General features: G+C 48.5%; 19 protein-coding genes and 1 pseudogene. All 20 read left to right on the top strand.

Annotated features, from left to right (window positions below; genetic code table 11):
• The first annotated feature begins 7 nt into the window (after positions 1-7).
• Positions 8-784, top strand: coding sequence for an ABC transporter ATP-binding protein (locus AC1DLI_RS06875; RefSeq protein WP_477600868.1), 777 nt, complete (start codon positions 8-10; stop codon positions 782-784).
• 15 nt (positions 785-799) lie between these two features.
• Positions 800-1,576, top strand: a complete 777-nt coding sequence (locus AC1DLI_RS06870; protein ID WP_477600866.1) for an ABC transporter permease — start codon at positions 800-802, stop codon at positions 1,574-1,576.
• Between the two features lie 133 nt (positions 1,577-1,709).
• The gene (locus tag AC1DLI_RS06865) at positions 1,710-2,807 is read left to right on the top strand and encodes a glycine-rich domain-containing protein (protein ID WP_477600864.1); all 1,098 of its coding nucleotides are present in this window, start codon (positions 1,710-1,712) and stop codon (positions 2,805-2,807) included.
• A 279-nt stretch (positions 2,808-3,086) separates the two neighbouring features.
• Positions 3,087-3,716, top strand: a complete 630-nt coding sequence (upp, locus tag AC1DLI_RS06860) for a uracil phosphoribosyltransferase (protein WP_308995262.1) — start codon at positions 3,087-3,089, stop codon at positions 3,714-3,716.
• Between the two features lie 38 nt (positions 3,717-3,754).
• Positions 3,755-4,903: a non-hydrolyzing UDP-N-acetylglucosamine 2-epimerase gene (gene wecB / locus AC1DLI_RS06855; RefSeq protein WP_477600862.1), complete on the top strand. Its 1,149-nt coding sequence runs from the start codon at positions 3,755-3,757 to the stop codon at positions 4,901-4,903.
• A 190-nt stretch (positions 4,904-5,093) separates the two neighbouring features.
• The gene (locus AC1DLI_RS06850; protein ID WP_308995260.1) at positions 5,094-5,327 is read left to right on the top strand and encodes an AtpZ/AtpI family protein; all 234 of its coding nucleotides are present in this window, start codon (positions 5,094-5,096) and stop codon (positions 5,325-5,327) included.
• Positions 5,320-5,688: an ATP synthase subunit I gene (locus AC1DLI_RS06845; protein WP_477600859.1), complete on the top strand. Its 369-nt coding sequence runs from the start codon at positions 5,320-5,322 to the stop codon at positions 5,686-5,688. Before AC1DLI_RS06850 ends, AC1DLI_RS06845 begins: the two co-directional genes overlap by 8 nt.
• 22 nt (positions 5,689-5,710) lie before the next feature.
• The gene (atpB, locus tag AC1DLI_RS06840) at positions 5,711-6,469 is read left to right on the top strand and encodes a F0F1 ATP synthase subunit A (RefSeq protein ID WP_364151832.1); all 759 of its coding nucleotides are present in this window, start codon (positions 5,711-5,713) and stop codon (positions 6,467-6,469) included.
• A gap of 86 nt (positions 6,470-6,555) precedes the next feature.
• The gene (gene atpE, locus AC1DLI_RS06835) at positions 6,556-6,771 is read left to right on the top strand and encodes a F0F1 ATP synthase subunit C (protein WP_053373757.1); all 216 of its coding nucleotides are present in this window, start codon (positions 6,556-6,558) and stop codon (positions 6,769-6,771) included.
• An 85-nt stretch (positions 6,772-6,856) separates the two neighbouring features.
• Positions 6,857-7,339 (top strand): F0F1 ATP synthase subunit B, encoded by a 483-nt coding sequence (gene atpF, locus AC1DLI_RS06830; RefSeq protein ID WP_308995257.1) that lies wholly within the window; start codon positions 6,857-6,859, stop codon positions 7,337-7,339.
• Positions 7,336-7,875 carry a F0F1 ATP synthase subunit delta gene (locus AC1DLI_RS06825; protein ID WP_477600856.1) on the top strand — a complete coding sequence of 180 codons (540 nt, stop codon included), beginning with the start codon at positions 7,336-7,338 and terminating at the stop codon, positions 7,873-7,875. Before atpF ends, AC1DLI_RS06825 begins: the two co-directional genes overlap by 4 nt.
• A gap of 25 nt (positions 7,876-7,900) precedes the next feature.
• Entirely contained in the window at positions 7,901-9,415 is a 1,515-nt protein-coding gene (atpA, locus tag AC1DLI_RS06820; protein ID WP_308995255.1) for a F0F1 ATP synthase subunit alpha, read from the top strand.
• Positions 9,416-9,571: 156 nt separating this feature from the next.
• The gene (gene atpG / locus AC1DLI_RS06815) at positions 9,572-10,432 is read left to right on the top strand and encodes an ATP synthase F1 subunit gamma (protein ID WP_477600853.1); all 861 of its coding nucleotides are present in this window, start codon (positions 9,572-9,574) and stop codon (positions 10,430-10,432) included.
• Positions 10,433-10,510: 78 nt separating this feature from the next.
• Positions 10,511-11,914 carry a F0F1 ATP synthase subunit beta gene (atpD, locus tag AC1DLI_RS06810; protein WP_477600851.1) on the top strand — a complete coding sequence of 468 codons (1,404 nt, stop codon included), beginning with the start codon at positions 10,511-10,513 and terminating at the stop codon, positions 11,912-11,914.
• Positions 11,915-11,938: 24 nt separating this feature from the next.
• Positions 11,939-12,340 (top strand): F0F1 ATP synthase subunit epsilon, encoded by a 402-nt coding sequence (locus tag AC1DLI_RS06805; protein WP_308995252.1) that lies wholly within the window; start codon positions 11,939-11,941, stop codon positions 12,338-12,340.
• A gap of 334 nt (positions 12,341-12,674) precedes the next feature.
• Positions 12,675-14,902, top strand: a pseudogene (locus tag AC1DLI_RS06800) (methyl-accepting chemotaxis protein).
• Between the two features lie 171 nt (positions 14,903-15,073).
• Complete coding sequence (locus AC1DLI_RS06795) at positions 15,074-16,687, top strand: spore germination protein (protein ID WP_477600849.1); 1,614 nt, start codon at positions 15,074-15,076, stop codon at positions 16,685-16,687.
• A complete protein-coding gene (locus AC1DLI_RS06790) occupies positions 16,684-17,934 on the top strand; it encodes a Ger(x)C family spore germination protein (protein ID WP_477600847.1) in 1,251 nt (416 codons plus the stop codon). Before AC1DLI_RS06795 ends, AC1DLI_RS06790 begins: the two co-directional genes overlap by 4 nt.
• 9 nt (positions 17,935-17,943) lie before the next feature.
• Positions 17,944-18,186: a hypothetical protein gene (locus AC1DLI_RS06785; RefSeq protein WP_477600845.1), complete on the top strand. Its 243-nt coding sequence runs from the start codon at positions 17,944-17,946 to the stop codon at positions 18,184-18,186.
• Between the two features lie 5 nt (positions 18,187-18,191).
• Positions 18,192-19,415, top strand: coding sequence for a GerAB/ArcD/ProY family transporter (locus AC1DLI_RS06780; protein WP_477600843.1), 1,224 nt, complete (start codon positions 18,192-18,194; stop codon positions 19,413-19,415).
• Positions 19,416-19,451: the final 36 nt, after the last annotated feature.

Below are 19,451 nucleotides of genomic sequence, written 5' to 3'. Positions count from 1 at the left end.
AAACAAAATGGCAGTCGCACCGAACACCAATGCTATTTATATTGAGAGCTTAAACAAGAGCTATTCGCAGCAAACGGCCGGCGAGCTTCATTACATTATTAAGGATGTCGATTTAGTCGTCAAAGGAGGAGAGTTCTTCGTTCTTCTTGGACCAAGCGGCTGCGGCAAATCGACTCTGCTTAATATGGTAGCGGGTTTTGTTTCGAAGTCATCAGGAAACTTGCGGGTTGGCGAAGACGAGGTGGAGCGGCCGGGACAGGACCGAGCGGTCGTCTTCCAGCAGGCGGACTCTTCATTGTTTCCTTGGCTGACCGTCAGAGAAAATGTGGAGTTCGGACTGCGGATGAAGCGGATTCCGGCGTCTGAGCGCCAAGCGATTTCCGATAAGTATATCGCTATGGTGGGACTGAGCGGGCATGAGAAAAAATTCCCGCGCGAGCTGTCGGGCGGCATGAAGCAGCGGGTACAGCTCGCGCGCGTGCTTTCTAACGACCCAGCCATTCTGCTCATGGATGAGCCGTTTGGCGCGCTGGACGCCATGACAAGGCGGACGATGCAGCGGGAGCTGGCCAGTATTTGGCGCAATACGGACAAAACCGTTATCTTTGTCACGCATGACATCCAGGAGGCACTTCTGCTTGGGCAGCGGATTGGCATCATGTCGGCTGGGCCTTCATCCAAAATAACAGATATATACGAAGTGCCGCTCGCTTATCCGCGAGATATCGCAAGACCTGAATTCAATGAGCTTTACGAACGCATTCAATCTCATTTTGACGAGTAGAAAGGGGGAAGGCAGATGCGTCTGCTGAAGAAAAAAGGGGTGCTGCTGCTGTTTCTGTGGGCAGCGGGACTGACGTTTTGGCAATTGCTTTCTCTCCTGTACGGCCCTGAGGTTTTGCCGGGGCCCGTCTATACGGCGAAGGGAGGATATGAACTGCTGGAAGACGGTTCCCTGCTCAAATATATCGGAATCAGCTCCTATCGCGTATTGATGGGTTGGACGCTCGGGAGCCTGCTGGCCATACCTGTCGGCTTAATTATTGGGAAGGTGAACATCGTACGTACGTTTGCGGAGCCATTCTTGAACTTTATTCGCTTCATCCCGCCGATTGCGTTCATTACATTGTTTCTGGTATGGTTTGGAATCGGCGAGACCTCTAAAATCGCCTTGATTTTGTATGCTACCTTCTTCATCGTTGTGCTGAATACGTTGACGGGGGTGCTGTCTGTCGAGGAGGACAAAATTCGTTCGGCCCGGAGCATGGGAGCTTCAGAATGGCAAATTGTCCTCCATGTTATCGTTCCTGCGACGGTCCCTTTCATGTTTACGGGCGTAAGGCTTGCTATGGGAACCTCTTATATGGCTATTATCGGGGCGGAAATGATTGCTTCAAACGAGGGCATCGGTTATTTAATCTGGAATTCGCGATTGTTTTTCCGTACCGACTGGATTTTTGTCGGTCTCATTTGCCTCGGATTAATGGGCTTTATTACGGACCGGGCTGTAGGCCTACTAGGACGCAAGCTGCTATTCCGCTACGGCGTTGTCAGCACGACCTCGCTCAGAAGATAAGATGATGCACGCGCGTGAACCCTTTGCAGAGAGTGCTGCGAAGGGTTTTTTTACTTGATGGAAACGGCATTAAACCTGGACAGGCGCGGATGTGTTAATATATGGGTACGACGAAACGGCGCAGGAGGTTAAGATGGCTCAATTTGCAGTGATTATGATCATTGTGGTATTCCTTTTTATTTTACTAAGCATAATTATGAAGGCGACTGGTTCTAGCCGAAACGGTCGATCGGACGGCAGGGGACAAGGCTCGTTTGGTCGGACCAATGCATTTACGCCTTGGCCCAAAGCGGATTTACCTTCAGCGCTGGGCGTGCCGTACGGACACCCTGCGAGGCGGGCTGCGGAACGCTTGGAGGCGGCGCTCAGCTCAGACTTTGAGAGCCGCGCGAAGGATCGAGTACTGAAGGAATTCCCGAGAATATCAGATAAAGAATGGGATTGGACATGGTTTGAATTCAAGCGGTACTTCTTGATGTGCAGTATTATGCGCAGTGTTCCGATGTACAGCAAGCAGGTGGATTCCGTATGGCATGAGATGCTTATGTTTACCAGGGAGTATGAGCAGTTCTGCACAAGCTTCTGCGGCGAAATGATTCACCATGCGCCTCATGAACCGGGAGCACTGCCGCAGCCGGGAGAGCGGGCGCTGTTCGATTGGGTTTACGGCGAGCTGTTCACTCAGACACCGGCTAGCGGAAGAATATGGGGAGCGTTCTATCGGACTCGTATGTCGGAGCAAAGGCTTGAAGAATTGAAGGAATTCAGCAAAGAAACGATTCGGGCACAGTGGTTTAATATGAAGGCGGCAGCCCGTTTCACTGACTTAAATGAAACGGTAAATTATTTAATAGAACGTGCCGGGTCTCAGCATTCGGCTGTAAGCAGCGGTAAAGCGCCATACGGTAATGAAGCGCGCCCTGCAAACGGCTATGGCTATGATCCAATACTGGGAGCAACCGGTCTGTTGTCGGGTATGCTTATCTATCATTCGATGTCGAATCCGAATGATTTCGCTCAGCAGATGGATCAAGCCCAGAATGAGGAGCAGCGCAAAGCAAACGGCAGCGGCGATTCAACGTACGCCTGCAGCGGTTCCTCCGACGATGGCAGAAACGATTCTGGAGGAGACCACGGCGGTTCAGGCGGGGATTCTTCCAGCGGCGGCGGAGGAGATAGCGGGGGATCTTCATGCGGTTCCTCCTGCGGTGGCGGCTGCGGCAGCAGCTAAAGAGCATCTAACTCATATAGACTGGCAAAGGCCAGCGCCTTCCAAGTGGGAGACGCCGGCCTTTATTGTAACTAATAAATATGCTTATCGATCTCAGCGAAACGAGCATTTGCCGCCAAAGGAAGGCTGCAGCCGTTTGCGCATGGCACGCTTTGCAAAACACAAGATGCATCGGCTTGTTTACAATGCTATAATATACGGGATTGTGTCAGGGCTTGCAACGATTAGAACAACAACAACAACTATAACAACAACAATGTACGGGAGGAATACCGCTCCATGAGCAAACTAATCATTTGCGACCATCCGTTAATTCAGCATAAGCTGACTTTTATTCGGAATAAAGAAACGAATACTAAAGATTTTCGGGAATTGGTTGATGAAGTCGCAACATTAATGTCATACGAAATTACGAGAGAAATTCCGCTTGATACGATCAAGGTACAAACACCAGTCGCTGAGACGGACGCTAAGGTTGTATCGGGAAGAATGCTTGGTCTCGTCCCTATTTTGCGTGCCGGACTTGGCATGGTAGACGGCATATTGAAGCTTATTCCGTCAGCGAAGGTAGGCCATATCGGTCTTGCCCGCGATCACGAGACGCTTCAGCCAAAGGAATACTATATTAATCTGCCAACGGATGCGCCGAATCGCATGCTTATCGTCATTGATCCGATGCTTGCAACCGGCGGCTCGGCTATCGCGGCTATCAACTCGCTGAAAAATCATAAATGTGATCAAATCAAACTAATGTGTCTGATCGCTGCTCCGGAAGGCGTGAAAGCCGTACAGGAAGCGCACCCGGATGTTGATATCTACATCGCTGCTTTGGATGAGCGCCTCAATGAAAAAGGCTACATTGTCCCTGGTCTAGGTGATGCTGGAGACCGCATGTTTGGAACAAATTAGTTATAATCGACATGAAACGATAATAGGAGTGAAAGATTTTGTCTAAACTGAAGGTAATGACCATTTTCGGAACGCGTCCGGAAGCCGTCAAGATGGCGCCGCTCGTGCTGGAACTGCAAAAGCGCGAAGACGAAATCGAATCGATCGTATGCGTGACCGCTCAGCATCGCCAGATGCTGGACCAGGTTCTCGATTTTTTCGAAATCCATCCGAATTACGATTTGAATGTCATGAAGGATCGTCAGACGCTGACAGAGACGACAGTCCGCGTATTAGAGGGACTGGATCCCGTGCTCACGGAAGCCAAACCTGATATCGTACTCGTTCACGGGGATACGCAGACGACGTTCCTTGCGAGCTATGCTGCGTTTCTAAAGCAAATACAAGTGGGTCACGTAGAAGCGGGGCTTCGTACATGGAACAAACTATCCCCGTACCCGGAGGAAATGAATCGGCAGCTTGCCGGCGTGCTCTCTGATGTGCATTTTGCACCGACGGAATGGTCGGCAAACAACTTGCGCAAAGAGAACAAGTCGGATGCTGCCATTTATGTGACTGGCAACACGGCGACTGACGTATTTCAATATACGGTTGACGAATCCTTCTCGCATCCTGTGATCGACTGGGCGAAAGGGAAACGAATGATTCTTATGACGGCTCATCGCCGCGAAGCGCTTGGCGAGCCGCATCGGAACATTTTCCGCGCGGTAAAACGGATTGCGGATGAGCATGAGGATGTCGTTGTCGTATATGCGGTGCATCCAAACCCGGCAGTAAAAGAGCCTGCCAATGAAATATTGGGCGATCACCCCCGTATCCGCTTGATTGATCCGCTTGATGTGTTTGAATTCCACAATTTTTACCCGCATGCTCACATGATCATGACGGATTCAGGCGGCTTGCAGGAGGAGGCTCCGTCCTTCGGAGTACCGACGCTTGTGCTGCGTGATACGACGGAGCGTCCGGAAGGCATTGAGGCAGGCACTTTGGAGCTTGTAGGGACGGATGAGGAGCTGGTATACAGTCGTGCACATGCGCTTTTAACCGATTCTCAGCTGTACGCCCGCATGAGCCAAGCAGCCAATCCGTATGGCGACGGTCAAGCTTCGGAGCGTATTGTAGACGCGATATTGCATCATTTTGGCAGGTTGAAGGAACGTCCGGTTTCGTTCACACAACGTTCATAGATTGCGATAAGGCAATGGCCTGAGTGGCGAATGTACAGCATACAGTAGTACTGTACGGTTTTCGGGGGTCATAATACCTTATGTATCAAGGGTTTTGGTCGATCCGTTCACTAAAAGTTTGAAGTTAATTCAATTGACAAACGTGTCACGGCTTGGATAAAATAAATGAGGATTGACAGGGGTATGAGCCATGAATAAAAAGGACAGAAGGGACAATCCGCTGTTTGCTGCCGGACTCGTTGGCGCACTCGGAGTGCAAGTCGCTGTATGTATCTTTTTAGGCTATTGGATCGGCTCGTCGCTCGGGAACCGTTTTGGGGATCCGAAGGCATGGTCGCTCGGTGGCATACTGGTCGGTCTGGCTGTCGGACTACTCTCAGCCATTCTGCTCGTTAAGAAGGTTATGGAGGAAGCCGATGGATAAAATAATGAAGACAGCAATACGTACGCTTGTTTATGCAATGGGGGTATGCCTAATTGTATGGGCGTTCCTTCCGGAATGGCGTACGGTGTCTCTCGGCCTTCTTGTGGGATTGGCAGCAAGTTCCATGAATGCGTTTTTACTAAGACGCAGAGTAGAAATGGTCACCCTAGGAGCAGCAGGGGTCGGGCCGCGCAAGAGAGGTCTTGGTCTTGGAAACCGTATCGCAACAGTGTTGTTGGTTGCCATGATCGCCTATCGTTTTCCGGAGGACCTGAACATGCCGGCAGCTTTAGCTGGCTGTATGGTCATGCCGTTTGTTCTATTGGTAGCAGCGTATATCCACAATAAACGACAATCTTAGCGGAAAGGGGTGAAAATTTTAGATGCATGAATTTCCCATATGGCAGCTCGGGCCGCTTCAAATCGACATTTCGAGCTTCATTGCCATTACGGTTTCAGTTATTGTAACGTTTTTGATCGCGAAGCTGGCTGTTCGCAACCTTTCTGTGGACAACCCTTCAAAGTTCCAAAACTTTTTGGAATGGGTTGTCGATTTCGTACACAACTTTATCTCTAGCACGATGCCTTTAAATCGTGTAAAGCCTTTCTTGTCTTTAGGGATGACGCTCATTATGTTTATCTTCATCTCCAACTTGCTCGGATTGCCTTTCGGTATCGTGACTGAAACTCATCATGCTTACGAATCGTTCGGTATCACGGAGGAGCTGTTGGAAGATAAAGGCGGACATGTCGAAATCGCTTGGTGGAAATCGCCAACTGCTGATATCTCGGTAACGGCAGGTCTAGCGCTGATCGTATTCGTAATCGTCCATTTCCTTGGATTGAGACTGAATACGAAGCACTATCTGAAGCATTACTTCCATCCGTTTCCGGTTTTCTTCCCTGTTAACGTGATCGAGACGATCTCTAAGCCGGTAACGCTGGCTCTGCGGTTGTTCGCGAACATTTACGCGGGTGAGGTGCTGATCGCAACAATCTTGATGATGGGATGGGTGGGAACGCCTTTTCTTGTCGCATGGCAAGGTTTCAGTCTTTTCGTCGGCGGTATCCAAGCTTTCTTGTTTACGATTCTTACGATGGTGTATATCTCGCAAGCAGCTATCCACGATGAAGAGCATTAATTTCCGCTTTATGCCTCGGAGTGACTTTTAGTACTGAGGTTGGCTATACAAACAAAAAACAACAATATTCGAGGAGGATTTTAAAAATGGAATTATTAGCAGCAGCTTTGGCAGTAGGTTTGGGCGCAGTTGGCGCGGGCGTAGGTAACGGTATGATCGTTAGTAAAACAGTTGAAGGTATCGCTCGTCAGCCTGAACTTCAAGGTAAATTGCAAACAACAATGTTTATCGGTGTAGGTATCGTCGAAGTTGTGCCTATCATCGGCGTAGTAATCGGTTTCTTGGCTTTCTTCCAAGCATAATAACTGATAATGGCGGGGAAGGCCTTAGCCCTCTTCGCCTTCGTTATGATTAAGACAATATTGTGTTGAGAAAGGAGTCGCTTCTATGTCATGGCATTGGGAATCAACAGTATATGCGATCATTGCCTTCGGGATATTATATTGGTTGCTAAGTAAATATGCATTCGGCCCGTTGTTCGGTGTAATGGAGAAGCGCAGACAGCTTGTTCTAGAACAAATGAACACAGCTGAAAGCAGCCGTAAAGCAGCTGAGCAGCAAATGGAAGAGCAGAAGATCGCTCTCCAGCAAGCTCGCAAGGAAGCTTACGAAATTATTGAACAATCGAGAACGACAAGTTCGAAGCAAGCTGAAGAAATCGTTCAAACTGCGAAATCGGAAGCAACTCGTCTTAAAGACGATGCTCTCAAAGATATCGAAAGCGAGAAAAACAAAGCAATTGCAGCCCTTCGTACAGAGGTTGGCGGCATTTCCGTGAAAATCGCATCGAAAATTATTGAGAAGCAAGTAGATGAGAAAGCGCAAGAACAGCTGGTTGGTCAATATTTGAAAGAAGTTGGAAATAAATGAGCCGCGATGCAGTCGTAGCGAAGCGCTACGCTAAAGCATTGTTCGAGGTTGCTGAGAAGCAGCAGGTTGTTTCGGAGGTAGAGGAGCAGCTTAAGCTGGTCGTGCAAGCTCTCGAGCAAGACGCTGACGTTCAAAAGTTCCTATCTCTTCCGAGCATTGATCCAGCAAGCAAGATTGCCGTTCTAAAAACAGCGTTTGGCGATCGTGTATCTGCACTTGTGATCAATACGCTGGAAATTCTTATATCCCGCAGACGCCAAGACGTTATTGCCGATGTATACGCGGCATACACGAAGGTTGCGGGGGATTCGCTTGGTCAAGCGCATGCAACGGTTTATTCCGCACAAGCCTTGTCTGATGAAGAGCTTGCCGGAGTAGCGGCGCAGTTCGGACAATTGACCGGCAAAACTATTATTGCACAGCAAATCGTAGAACCTGCTTTGCTTGGAGGCGTACAAGTACGCATCGGCGACCGCCTATATGACGGTAGCTTGTCCGGCAAGCTGGAACGTTTACAAAAATCGTTTAAAATCTAATGCACTGTAGATAGGGGTGAACGAATTGAGTATCAGACCTGATGAAATCAGCACGCTGATTAAACAACAGATCGAACAATATAAATCCGAAATTCAAGTCGTAGACGTCGGCACCGTAATCAATGTCGGTGACGGTATCGCCCGCGTACACGGTTTGGAAAATGCGATGCAGGGCGAATTGCTCGAATTCTCCAACGGTGTTGTCGGTATGGCTTTGAACTTGGAAGAAAGCAATGTCGGTGTCGTTATCCTTGGGCCGTACACGGATATTCGTGAAGGCGATCAAGTAAAACGTACTGGCCGCATTATGGAAGTACCTGTCGGCGAAGAGCTTCTTGGCCGCGTAGTAAACCCGCTTGGTCAGCCGCTTGACGGCAAAGGACCAATCAACACGACTCAATTCCGTGCGATTGAATCTCCAGCACCTGGCGTTATCGACCGTAAATCGGTTCATGAGCCTATGCAAACGGGAATTAAAGCAATCGATGCGATGGTACCAGTAGGCCGCGGACAACGTGAGCTTATCATCGGTGACCGTCAAACGGGTAAAACTGCGATTGCAATCGATGCAATCATTAACCAAAAAGGCAACGGCGTAAAATGTATTTACGTAGCTGTCGGCCAAAAACAATCCACAGTTGCCAACGTAGTTGAAACTCTTCGCCGTCACGGCGCTCTTGAGTACACAATCGTCGTGACAGCTGGCGCATCCGAGCCTGCTCCATTGCTCTTCCTAGCTCCTTACGCGGGCTGCACAATGGGCGAGTACTTCATGTACAAAGGCGAGCACGTTCTTGTTATCTATGATGATCTATCGAAACAAGCAGCAGCTTACCGTGAGCTTTCACTCTTGCTTCGTCGTCCACCGGGTCGTGAAGCATACCCAGGGGATGTATTCTATCTTCACTCCCGTTTGCTTGAGCGCGCAGCTAAGCTAAGCGACGCTAGAGGCGGCGGTTCAATGACGGCATTGCCATTCATTGAGACGCAAGCATCAGACGTATCGGCATACATTCCTACGAATGTTATCTCGATTACAGATGGTCAAATCTTCCTAGAAGCAGATCTGTTCTATTCGGGTCAACGTCCAGCGGTTAACGTTGGTATCTCCGTATCCCGTGTAGGTGGCTCCGCTCAAATTAAAGCGATGAAAAAAGTAGCTGGTACGCTCCGTCTGGATCTTGCGGCTTACCGCGAGCTTCAAGCGTTCTCGCAATTCGGCTCTGATCTTGATAAATCAACACTTGCTCGCCTTAACCGCGGTGCTCGTACAATGGAAATTCTGAAACAAGACGTTAACCAGCCAATGCCGGTTGAGAAGCAAGTAATCTCAATCTACTCCGCTGTTAAAGGTCACTTGGATGAAATTCCAGTATCGGATATTCTTCGCTTTGAGAAAGAGTTCCACGCGTACTTGGATTCGAACAGCCCGGAAATCGGCCAATCGATCCGCGATACGAAGGACATCGTTGCTGACAACGAGAAAGCTCTTGTAGATGCGATCAATAAATTCAAGAAAAGCTTTGCTGTATCAGCATAATCTAGCGTAAACAGCTGTCGCCACGTTTGTGGCGAAGCTTGTGCTGCGCTGTGAAATAGAAGTCAACGCCCGTTCATATGTCCGGGCTTAGACTGCTTACTCCACCAACACCAGGCTTTGGAGCAGGTCCAAAGCAACAAAGGCGGGTGAAACCAAATGGCAAAAGGTATGCGCGATATTAAGCGCGAGATCAAGAGTAAACAAAATACGAAGCAGATTACGAAAGCGATGGAGATGGTTGCCGCTTCCCGCCTAAGAAAAGCACAGGAAGCCGCGCAAGCAGCGCGTCCATACGCCGAGAAGCTGAAAGAAGTTGTAGCGAGTATCGCTGCCGGCACTAGAGATGTGAAGCATCCTATGCTGGAGTCACGTCCGGTGAAGAAAACGGGTTATCTCGTTATTACTTCGGACCGTGGTCTTGCAGGCGGCTACAATGCGAATATTCTTCGTAAAGTAACGCAAACGATTCGTGAGAACCATAAATCAAGCGATGAGTACGTGTTGTTCGTTATCGGACGGAAGGGCCGCGATTATTTCCGTCGCCGTAATATGCCAATCGTTGAGGAAGTGACTGGGTTGCCAGACGCTCCTTCATTCGCTGACATTAAATCGGTTGCGTTTTCCGCGGTTCAAAAGTTTTCCGAAGGCGCGTATGACGAGCTTTATCTATACTACAATGAATTCGTAAATGCGATTACTCAAGTGCCGACAGCATTGCGTTTGCTGCCGCTTGAAGAAGTGGGCGGAAATGCAGCTGTTACATCGTATGAATACGAGCCATCACCAGAAGGCGTGCTTGAAGTTCTGCTGCCTAAATACGCGGAAACGCTCATTTACAGCGCGGTACTAGACGGCAAAGCAAGTGAGTTCGGCGCACGTATGACTGCCATGGGAAGCGCAACGAAAAATGCGACGAAAATCATCAACCAATTGACGCTCACTTACAATAGAGCGCGTCAAGCGGCGATTACCCAGGAAATTTCCGAAATCGTTGCAGGGGCTAATGCCCAATCTTAATATAGGCACTGCAAGGGCCGGACGCTTGCGATAAGCAGGCCGGCGTGCAGTAACAAGAAGGAACCAGGAGGGAAAACCATGAAAAAAGGACATGTTGTATCCGTCATGGGTCCGGTCGTAGACTTAGAGTTCGAACGCGGCAATTTGCCGGAAATTTTGAACGCTGTCAGAATCGAGCAAAAGGGCGAAGCAGGCGGCATTGATATTAACTTGACGCTTGAAGTAGCCGTTCACCTCGGTGACAATAAGGTACGTGCCGTAGCTATGAGTACGACAGACGGTCTTGTACGCGGTATGATCGCTGTAGATACAGGCGCACCAATCACCATTCCGGTTGGCGCACCAACACTTGGCCGTGTATTTAACGTACTTGGTCAACCAATCGACGAAGCTGGCGATGTTACATCGCCAATTAACCTTCCGATTCACCGCGAAGCACCTGCTTTTGACCAGCTTTCCACGCAAGCGGAAATTCTTGAAACAGGTATTAAAGTAATCGACCTTCTCGCACCATACGCAAAAGGCGGTAAAATCGGCCTCTTCGGCGGCGCGGGCGTAGGTAAAACGGTTACGATCCAAGAGCTTATCAATAACATCGCGCAAGAGCACGGCGGTATCTCCGTATTCGCGGGTGTAGGTGAGCGTACTCGTGAAGGTAATGACCTTTACCACGAGATGAAGGATTCCGGCGTACTAAGCAAAACTGCGATGGTATTCGGACAAATGAACGAGCCGCCAGGCGCACGTCAACGTGTTGCTTTGACTGGTCTGACAATGGCTGAATATTTCCGTGACGAAGAAGGAAAAGACGTACTATTGTTCGTCGATAACATCTTCCGTTTCACGCAAGCAGGTTCCGAGGTTTCGGCCCTTCTAGGCCGTATGCCTTCCGCGGTAGGTTACCAGCCAACGCTGGCAACTGAAATGGGTCAATTGCAAGAGCGTATCACGTCTACGAAAAAAGGTTCGGTTACTTCGATCCAAGCGATCTATGTACCTGCCGATGACTATACGGATCCGGCTCCTGCAACGACGTTTGCCCACTTGGATGCAACGACAAACTTGGAGCGTAAAATCTCCGAGATGGGTATTTTCCCAGCGGTTGATCCACTCGCATCGTCTTCGCGTATCCTAAGCCCATCTGTTTTGGGTGAAGAGCATTACAACGTAGCTCAAGGCGTTAAGAAAATTCTTCAACGCTACAAAGAGCTTCAAGATATTATCGCAATCCTTGGTATGGACGAGCTTAGCGAAGAGGATAAATTGACCGTGTCTCGCGCACGTAAAATTCAACTTTTCCTATCTCAGCCGTTCCACGTTGCTGAGCCGTTCACAGGTATTAAAGGTAAGTACGTACCTGTTAAAGAATCCGTTCGCAGCTTTAAAGAAATTCTCGAGGGCAAACATGACGACCTTCCGGAAGAATCTTTCCGATATGTTGGTGTGATTGAAGAAGCCGTGGAGAAAGCCAAAACGCTTTAATAGCGAAAGGCGGGAGGAATCCACATGAGTTCTTTTTTGGTAGAGATCGTAACACCAGAGCGTAAAGTATACGCAGAGACTGCGAATATGGTTAGCGTAACAGGCGTTGAAGGTGAGCTTGGCATATTGCCAAACCACATTCCGCTGGTAACGCCGCTTCGTATCGCACCTGTCGTCATCAAACGCGATAATAATAAAGCAGATGTAATAGCAGTTAATGGAGGCTTTATCGAGGTACGCAAGGATAAGATCGTTATTCTTGCTGAGAGCGCGGAGCTTGCAACTGATATTAACATTGAACGTGCTGAAGCCGCTAAACAGCGTGCCCAACAGCGTCTTGCGGCTAAGCAAGATCAGATTGATTTCCGCCGCGCAGAGCTTGCTTTGCAGCGCGCAATGAATCGTCTGAACGTAAAGCAAAAATAAGATTAACCGATTAAAGCATCATTCATGCCTTCACGGCGTGGATGATGCTTTTTTTAATATAAAAAAAGTATAAATTTTAACCTTATAAGATGGTTATATTTCACCGTGAAATGAGCTTTGCGGCAGAGGATGGTATAAGATGTTTACGCTATTGGTCATGTGATTATCCATGTCAGGTTACCTTTAATATTCGTGTTTTGAGAGAAAAATGATGTTATGTTCCTCTTAGAATGAGTTAATTCGACAAAAATACTAATATTATGTATGAATTCTCCATTACTATATGTTAATATAGTTAACATCAGAATGACAGAGCTAGCAGGGGGAGAGTCATATGTTTGATTGGTTAGGGATGAAGGTAGGATTTCCACTCTGGGTATCATGGCGTTTGAACAAGCAGCTGAAGACGGATGTCGAGCATAGTTTTGAAGGAATTGCGGAAACGCGCAAGGAGCTGCTCACCACTTGGGCTGCGGATTACTGGACGCATTTAGACCGATTGAGCGATCAAATGTCAGTATTGCTCAGTCAAACGGAATACAATTCTACTTCTACTACTACAGTGCAGTCGCAAATAGAAGCTCTATTCGATAGAACGTATGCGCGAGCAATCGACTTCACGGAAATTTTCTTTCTTGACGCGAAGCAAACAGTCGCATGTTCAACTTACGGCGCACATGTCGGTACAGCCTACCGGGCGGATAGTATTTTGCAACCGGGGCTGGCCTATACGAAGGAAAAGAGCAGCTTACGCAGATGCCTATTTGGACCCTATAGTGATCCGATTACGTTGAAGCTAGGACCTCGTTCCTCCTCTTTCCACGATAAAATGACATTATTATTCATGGTTCCGGTATCGGTGAACAACAGCTTGGCAGGCACATTATGCGGACGTGTGCCTAACGATGTACTTGGTGATTTGATTCAACGGGAATCAGGTCATGTATACCCGGATTCCGGTGACAATTACATATTTATGGCTAAGGCCGGTTTGAATACGCAAATTGCGCCAGGCACGGCGCTTTCACGGAGCCGCTTCGAGGATCGTACATTTACACACGGAGAAAACCTTAAGGATGGGGTTACGACCGATTGGGGTATGGTTTCTATTAAGGAGCATACCGAGCTTGAAATCATATTTACTGATCCCGCAACAGGAGAGCTTCATCCAGGCGTAGCGAATACGATTAGCAACGGCAGTAATTTGTTTGTAGAATTTCCAGGCTACTCCGACTATAGGCATATATCCGTTATTGGCAAAGGAGTAACCTTCCAGCTTCCGCATTGCCCTGATAAATGGGGGATGATGTGCGAGGGCGATTTGGAGGAGGTTTACCGCATCCGCAGCATCGGTTGAGACAACGGAAGCTGCAGCTTATCTCCATAACGAGCTTAAGCGTGATGACCGCACTGCTTATTGTGTTCATTGCATCCAGTGCTCCGATTTGGATGACTGCCGCAGCAGCGGGTATATTTAATCTTTTGTTCGGTTTAATCTACAGCGGAGTCTTTCAGAAGAAAGAATCCGAGCGGGTCGTGTCCCATTTGCGTAAAATCAACGGCTTTATACGCATTAATGCCGAGGGTAAAGGCGATTTGACCCAGCGCCTTGCGCTGCATGATTTTGATAACGATGAATCGAAGGAATTAGCCAAATGGATCAATAATATGATTGATTCCTTGGAGGGCATTATGCTTCAGGTGAGGCTCGCCTCAACAGATGTGTTATCCAGCCAACACATACTCAATGAATCGGCGGCAGTGACGTCGGCTTCAACGGAACGTGTGAGCGGGAAAGTAACGGATATGATCGGCAGCATCCGACTTCAGCTAAAGGATATCGACATGGCTAAGGATGCAGCAGGCGATATGAGGACAACGCTGAAACAGATTGAAGAACAGGCGGCCGAGCAGATTGCGGTAGCCAAAACCGAGGTTGACCGGATTGGGGATAAAATGCATCACATCTCTGCTAAGGTTGGAGAGACGAACAAGACCATTCATAAATTTATGGATACCGTTCAGGAAATTCAAAGCGTCCTGCATGTTATCGAGGAAATTTCGGCGCAAACGAATCTATTAGCGCTAAATGCCTCGATTGAGGCTGCTAGGGTTGGCGAGCAGGGCCGCGGCTTTGCTGTGGTTGCATCCGAGATACGCAAGCTTGCGGATATGACCAAAAAATCTACCGAAGAAGTGCATGGCATTACCCGCCATATCTATGATGAGGCTAAGCAGGCCTATGCATCGATGGATGAGGGGACAAGAGTCGTCGAGGAAGGCAATCAGCTTGTTGCGGCAGCAGCCAATACGCTTGCAAACGCGCATGCGGAGGATCTTCGCAAGTCGCAGGTTGTCGACGAGGTCGTACAGCTTATGGAGAAAATCGCTCTCGTAAGCAGAGAGAATCGCAAGGTATCCTCCGATGTTGAGAGCAAGGTACAAGAGCTTATCGGAGAAATGACGAATGTCCGGCAAACCTCGCAAAGCGTGGAGTCAATTACAACGCTGCTGCAGCAGCTGGTCGGACAGTTTAAGCTGACAGATTCAAGAATCAGATAGTAAGAATAAGAGGAAAGCCGCAAGGAACCGTGTTGATACGGTCCTGCGGCTTTTTTGCGCTGAGTCGATTTGGTATGCAGAATTATTGGCCGATAAGGCTGTGTACATAATTATGCCATGGAATAGTTATCCTAAGACAACGATCAATAATAACGGAAAGGAGAGGGGCATATGTACAAAGCCTATGTACGAGGCAAAGGCAAAGCGGGAAAAAAAGCGGATAAAAGATCATCCCGTGCTGAAAAGCTTGAGAAAGAGCAGCTGGATCCCTATGCGGATAAGCCCCTTTCACTTTCTGTTGAACAGAATATGGAGATGATCAAAAAAGAGCTGGGCGAGAGCCAAGATATCATCTTTCGCGAGCTGTCGCTTACCGACCTTAGCCATACGAAGGTTGTGGTTGTGTACGTGCAAGGAATGGTGGATGACGAGCGTTTAAATGAATTTATCATTCAACCGATCCATAGGGAACATTTCTCGCAGGATGAGCAGATTAAGCCGGAGGAACTGCTAGCGGTCATGAGGAGCGGATTGCTGTCCACAGGAATTATCAATGATATAAGCGATTGGAAGGTATTATTTCAAAAGCTCTTTCTAGGCTACAGCATCCTTTTTGTAGAGGGGACGGATAAAGCGATCGCGGCCAATGTAGTCGGCGGAGCGAGAAGAGGAATAGAAGAGCCGAAAACGGAGATGGCTATTCGAGGTCCGAGGGAAGGATTTACCGAATCGATTCGAACGAACACCTCCATGATACGCAGAAAAATACGCAGTCCAAAGCTTTGGATGGAGCAGTGGACGATCGGAGAAATTTCGCAAACGCCCGTTTGTATTATGTATATTAAAGATTTGGCTGACGAGAATGTGCTCAAGGATTTGCGGGAAAGGCTGGAAAGCATTCACATAGACGGAATTTTGGAATCCGGATATATCGAGGAGCTGATAGCGGATCAGAGATGGTCGCCCTTTCCTACCGTGCTAAGCAATGAACGGCCTGATGCGGTTGCAGGTAATTTGTTAGAAGGCCGCATAGCCATCTTAGTCGACGGAACGCCATTTGTTCTCGTTGTGCCCGCTATATTGAATATGTTCTTCCAAGCGTCAGAGGATTATTATCAACGCTTTGATATTACTACCTTTTTGAGGCTGCTTCGATTTGTTTCTTTTCTGATTGCGCTGCTAATGCCATCCGTGTACGTAGCCATTGTCAGCTATCATCAGGAAATGATTCCTACCCAGCTGCTCTTGAAGCTGGCCGCACAGCGGGAGGGCGTGCCGTTTCCCGCTTATTTGGAAGCCTTTATTATGGAAATTGTTTTTGAAATCCTGCGCGAAGCAGTCGTTCGAATGCCGAGCGCTGCCGGAAATACGATATCGATCGTCGGCGGTTTAGTTATCGGTCAATCCGTTGTCGAAGCAGGCATCGTATCTCCCGCAGTCGTAATCGTCGTTTCTTTCACGGCCATTGCCAGCTTCGTATCGCCGACCTACAGCCTCGGCATCGCGGCAAGGCTGCTGCGGTTTTTCCTGCTTCTGGCCGCATCGACGCTAGGCTTTTACGGCATTGGCTTGGTCGTACTGGTTCTTGTTTTGCATCTCAGCAATATAAGGTCGTTTGGCATGCCGTACATTAAACCGTTTGCGCCGCTCTTCTTAAAAGATATGAAGGATACGCTTGTCCGGGCACCGCTTTGGATGATGCGCGAGCGTCCCCAAATGCTAGCGAGCAAAAATATGATCAGGCAGGACATTGAACAGGAGCAGAGGAAGGAGCCAGAGCAATGAGCCGGGGACAGCACCGTAAGAGACAAGCATTCGTCATGCAGGCATGCCGTAAAGGCGTTCTCTTATGGACAGCTTGCCTGTTAATTCTGCTTAGCGGCTGTTGGGACCTTCGATATCTGGACAAGCTTGGTGTCGTAATGGCCTTAGGAGTAGATGAAGATCCTAGCGGCAAACAAAAGCTGCAGCTGACGGTACAGGTTGTGCTCCCGCAAAATGTTGCCGCTGGGAGCAAGGGCGGGATTGGAGGAACGCCGGTAACGACGTTTACGGAAACAGGCGATACCCTATTTGAAGCGATACGCAAGATGTCGGCCAAAACGTCGAGAAGGCTTTTTTTCTCCCATACTCAAATGCTGGTTATAGGGGAGCAGATAGCGAAAAAGGGCATTTTCCCTTTAATTGATTTAATTGAAAGAAACCCAGACATTCGAACGGATATCTCCGTCATGGTTACGCGCGGCGTAAAGGCAAAGGAAGTGCTGCAGTTAACGACGCAAATGGAATCGATTCCGATTAATCAGATTCATGAGATGCTGGAGGTTAACCAGACTGCTTACGGGGTTAACTATGCGGTGAAGATCAATGACTTGACGAGGCTGCATGGGAAAGGAAAAGAGCAGGCTGTACTTCCATCTATGCGAATCGAGGGAGACAGGGCTAACGGCAATAAAGATGAAAATGTAAACAGCATTCCCGCTTCAGCCATTCCCGTGCTCTCTACCATGGCTGTATTTCGCAATGGCAAGCTCGTTGACTATTTGAAGCCTAAGGAATCAAGAGGACTGTCGTGGATGCGCGATAAAATGAAAAGCACCGTCATTAAGCTAGCATGCCCGGATTCGGAGGGAGACTTAATGGTGGAGGTGCAGGGGGTGACCGCGGAGCATAAGGTCAAAAAAGGCGAGAGAGACATGCCGATTGTTCAGGTACATTTAAGAGTGACCGGCAGCATACAAGAGATCATGTGTCCGAATGTGAATGTAACGGATGAAAAGGTGTTAAACCAGATAGGAATGATGGCGAGCAAGGCGGTGAAGGGCGAGGTGGAGGCTACGATCGATAAGCTTCAAAAGAAACTGCAAGTAGATGCGCTTGGTTGGGGTAAGGAAGTTTACCTGAAGCAGCCGGCTATTTGGAAGCGGGTTGAGGGAGACTGGGCGGAGCTTTTTCCTAAGGTGGAAAGCGAAGTGATATGCAATACCATCATTATGGGATCGGGTGGGCGGGGCAAATCTATTGTGGAATGAGTGATCAAGATGCTGGCTCCTATCGGTATTTTTCTGCTTGCGGCAGCAACAGGGGCGGTGATTTGGAAACGGAATGGCGATATGCATCGTTTGCGTGAGAGGGGCTGGGCTTTGTTTATTCTAACCATAGGCACGCTGTTAATCATGGCCCTGCTGTTTCGTATACCGGTGCCGAATCCTACGGATTGGATTAAGACGATTGTCGGACCGATATATAGACCGATTATTTCCTGGATAGAGGAGGAGGCATAGCAGCGATGAGTAAATTTGCGGGAATGAACAATGCGGAAATCACATCCGGCCAATGCGCGAAAATGTTGTTTTTATTTGCGCTTGGGAGCGCAGCGCTTATCTTGCCGACTTCGGTAACGGCCATTGCGAAACAGGACGGATGGATATCCATGCTCTTGGCGGGGCCGTTTAATTATTTCATCCTGATCGTCTTCTTGGCGCTGTCAGACCGCTTTCCCAATTTGTCATTGGCCCAGTATGCGGAGCGGGTGCTGGGAGCATGGGGCGGCAAGGTCGTGTCCTTGCTCTATATCCTGTTTTTCCTGCTGCTGAGCGCGCTTGTCCTACGCAATATTTCAGACTTTATGGGCCTCTCTGTCCTGCCGATCACGCCGGAGTGGTTTATTGACAGCACCTTTATGATGGTCGTAATTTATGGTGTATTCTTAGGCATCGAAACGATAGCCCGAACGGGGGAAATCCTATTTGGCTGGGGCTTGTTCGTCATCGTCATTGTGACTTTCGCATTGTCTAATCAATTTGATTACCACAATTTCGAGCCATTGTTATACGAAGGCTGGGAACGGCCACTGAAAGGGGTTTATCCTATCTTGGGATTCCCGATCGGCGAATTTGTATTTATGACGATGATATTCCCGCTCGTGCGTGAACAAGACCGTAAAAAGCTGAGAAAATCATTGAAGCTCTCCGCTGTTTTGATCGCAATCGTAAGTATATTGATTTGTATATCCCTCGTGGGTGTGATGGGAGTCGACGAGGTGAGCCGAAGCCCGTTCGCGGTATATGATATGGCTAAAAATATTAATATCGAAGAGATTTTGGTGCGGGTCGAAATTTTGGTCGCTATGGTCTGGGTCGGAACCGTCTTTATGAAGCTGGCGTTATGTGTATATGTACTGACCGTTATGACCGCTCAAGTACTGAATTTATCTACTTATCGGACATTGATCGTTCCTTATGCGTTCATTATCGTCCCGCTCTCTTTGATGGTCTATCGCAACGTGGCCCATACAAAGGAGTTTGCCATGGGAGTATGGACGGTGTACAGTCTGTTTCACGGATTCCTCCTGCCGCTCTTACTGCTTGTCATTGCTGTTATTAGAGGCAAACGTGATAACAGCGACGGCCGCTTTCCGGCAGCCCAGCCGAATAAAGAAGAAACCGCGGATGACCAAAAAACATCGGATAAACAGCTCGAGATATCGGACAAGGAGCCTGCCGTGACGTAACTCCGTCATAGACGTCAGTGGTAGCATTTGTTATAA

Source organism: Paenibacillus sp. 01T443 (assembly GCF_056398325.1).
The sequence above is the reverse complement of the archived record's forward strand: the minus strand, read 5'-3'. Positions and strand labels throughout refer to the sequence as shown.

Bases quoted from the DNA above. Each gene is read 5' to 3' on its own strand.
- atpD (WP_477600851.1), top strand. From the start codon at position 10,511: ATGAAAAAAGGACATGTTGTATCCGTCATGGGTCCGGTCGTAGACTTA.
- AC1DLI_RS06790 (WP_477600847.1), top strand. From the start codon at position 16,684: ATGAGCCGGGGACAGCACCGTAAGAGACAAGCATTCGTCATGCAGGCA.
- AC1DLI_RS06780 (WP_477600843.1), top strand. From the start codon at position 18,192: ATGAGTAAATTTGCGGGAATGAACAATGCGGAAATCACATCCGGCCAA.
- AC1DLI_RS06875 (WP_477600868.1), top strand. From the start codon at position 8: ATGGCAGTCGCACCGAACACCAATGCTATTTATATTGAGAGCTTAAAC.
- atpG (WP_477600853.1), top strand. From the start codon at position 9,572: ATGGCAAAAGGTATGCGCGATATTAAGCGCGAGATCAAGAGTAAACAA.
- AC1DLI_RS06870 (WP_477600866.1), top strand. From the start codon at position 800: ATGCGTCTGCTGAAGAAAAAAGGGGTGCTGCTGCTGTTTCTGTGGGCA.
- atpB (WP_364151832.1), top strand. From the start codon at position 5,711: ATGCATGAATTTCCCATATGGCAGCTCGGGCCGCTTCAAATCGACATT.
- AC1DLI_RS06865 (WP_477600864.1), top strand. From the start codon at position 1,710: ATGGCTCAATTTGCAGTGATTATGATCATTGTGGTATTCCTTTTTATT.
- AC1DLI_RS06845 (WP_477600859.1), top strand. From the start codon at position 5,320: ATGGATAAAATAATGAAGACAGCAATACGTACGCTTGTTTATGCAATG.
- AC1DLI_RS06825 (WP_477600856.1), top strand. From the start codon at position 7,336: ATGAGCCGCGATGCAGTCGTAGCGAAGCGCTACGCTAAAGCATTGTTC.
- atpF (WP_308995257.1), top strand. From the start codon at position 6,857: ATGTCATGGCATTGGGAATCAACAGTATATGCGATCATTGCCTTCGGG.
- AC1DLI_RS06795 (WP_477600849.1), top strand. From the start codon at position 15,074: ATGTACAAAGCCTATGTACGAGGCAAAGGCAAAGCGGGAAAAAAAGCG.
- AC1DLI_RS06850 (WP_308995260.1), top strand. From the start codon at position 5,094: ATGAATAAAAAGGACAGAAGGGACAATCCGCTGTTTGCTGCCGGACTC.
- atpE (WP_053373757.1), top strand. From the start codon at position 6,556: ATGGAATTATTAGCAGCAGCTTTGGCAGTAGGTTTGGGCGCAGTTGGC.
- upp (WP_308995262.1), top strand. From the start codon at position 3,087: ATGAGCAAACTAATCATTTGCGACCATCCGTTAATTCAGCATAAGCTG.
- AC1DLI_RS06785 (WP_477600845.1), top strand. From the start codon at position 17,944: ATGCTGGCTCCTATCGGTATTTTTCTGCTTGCGGCAGCAACAGGGGCG.
- AC1DLI_RS06805 (WP_308995252.1), top strand. From the start codon at position 11,939: ATGAGTTCTTTTTTGGTAGAGATCGTAACACCAGAGCGTAAAGTATAC.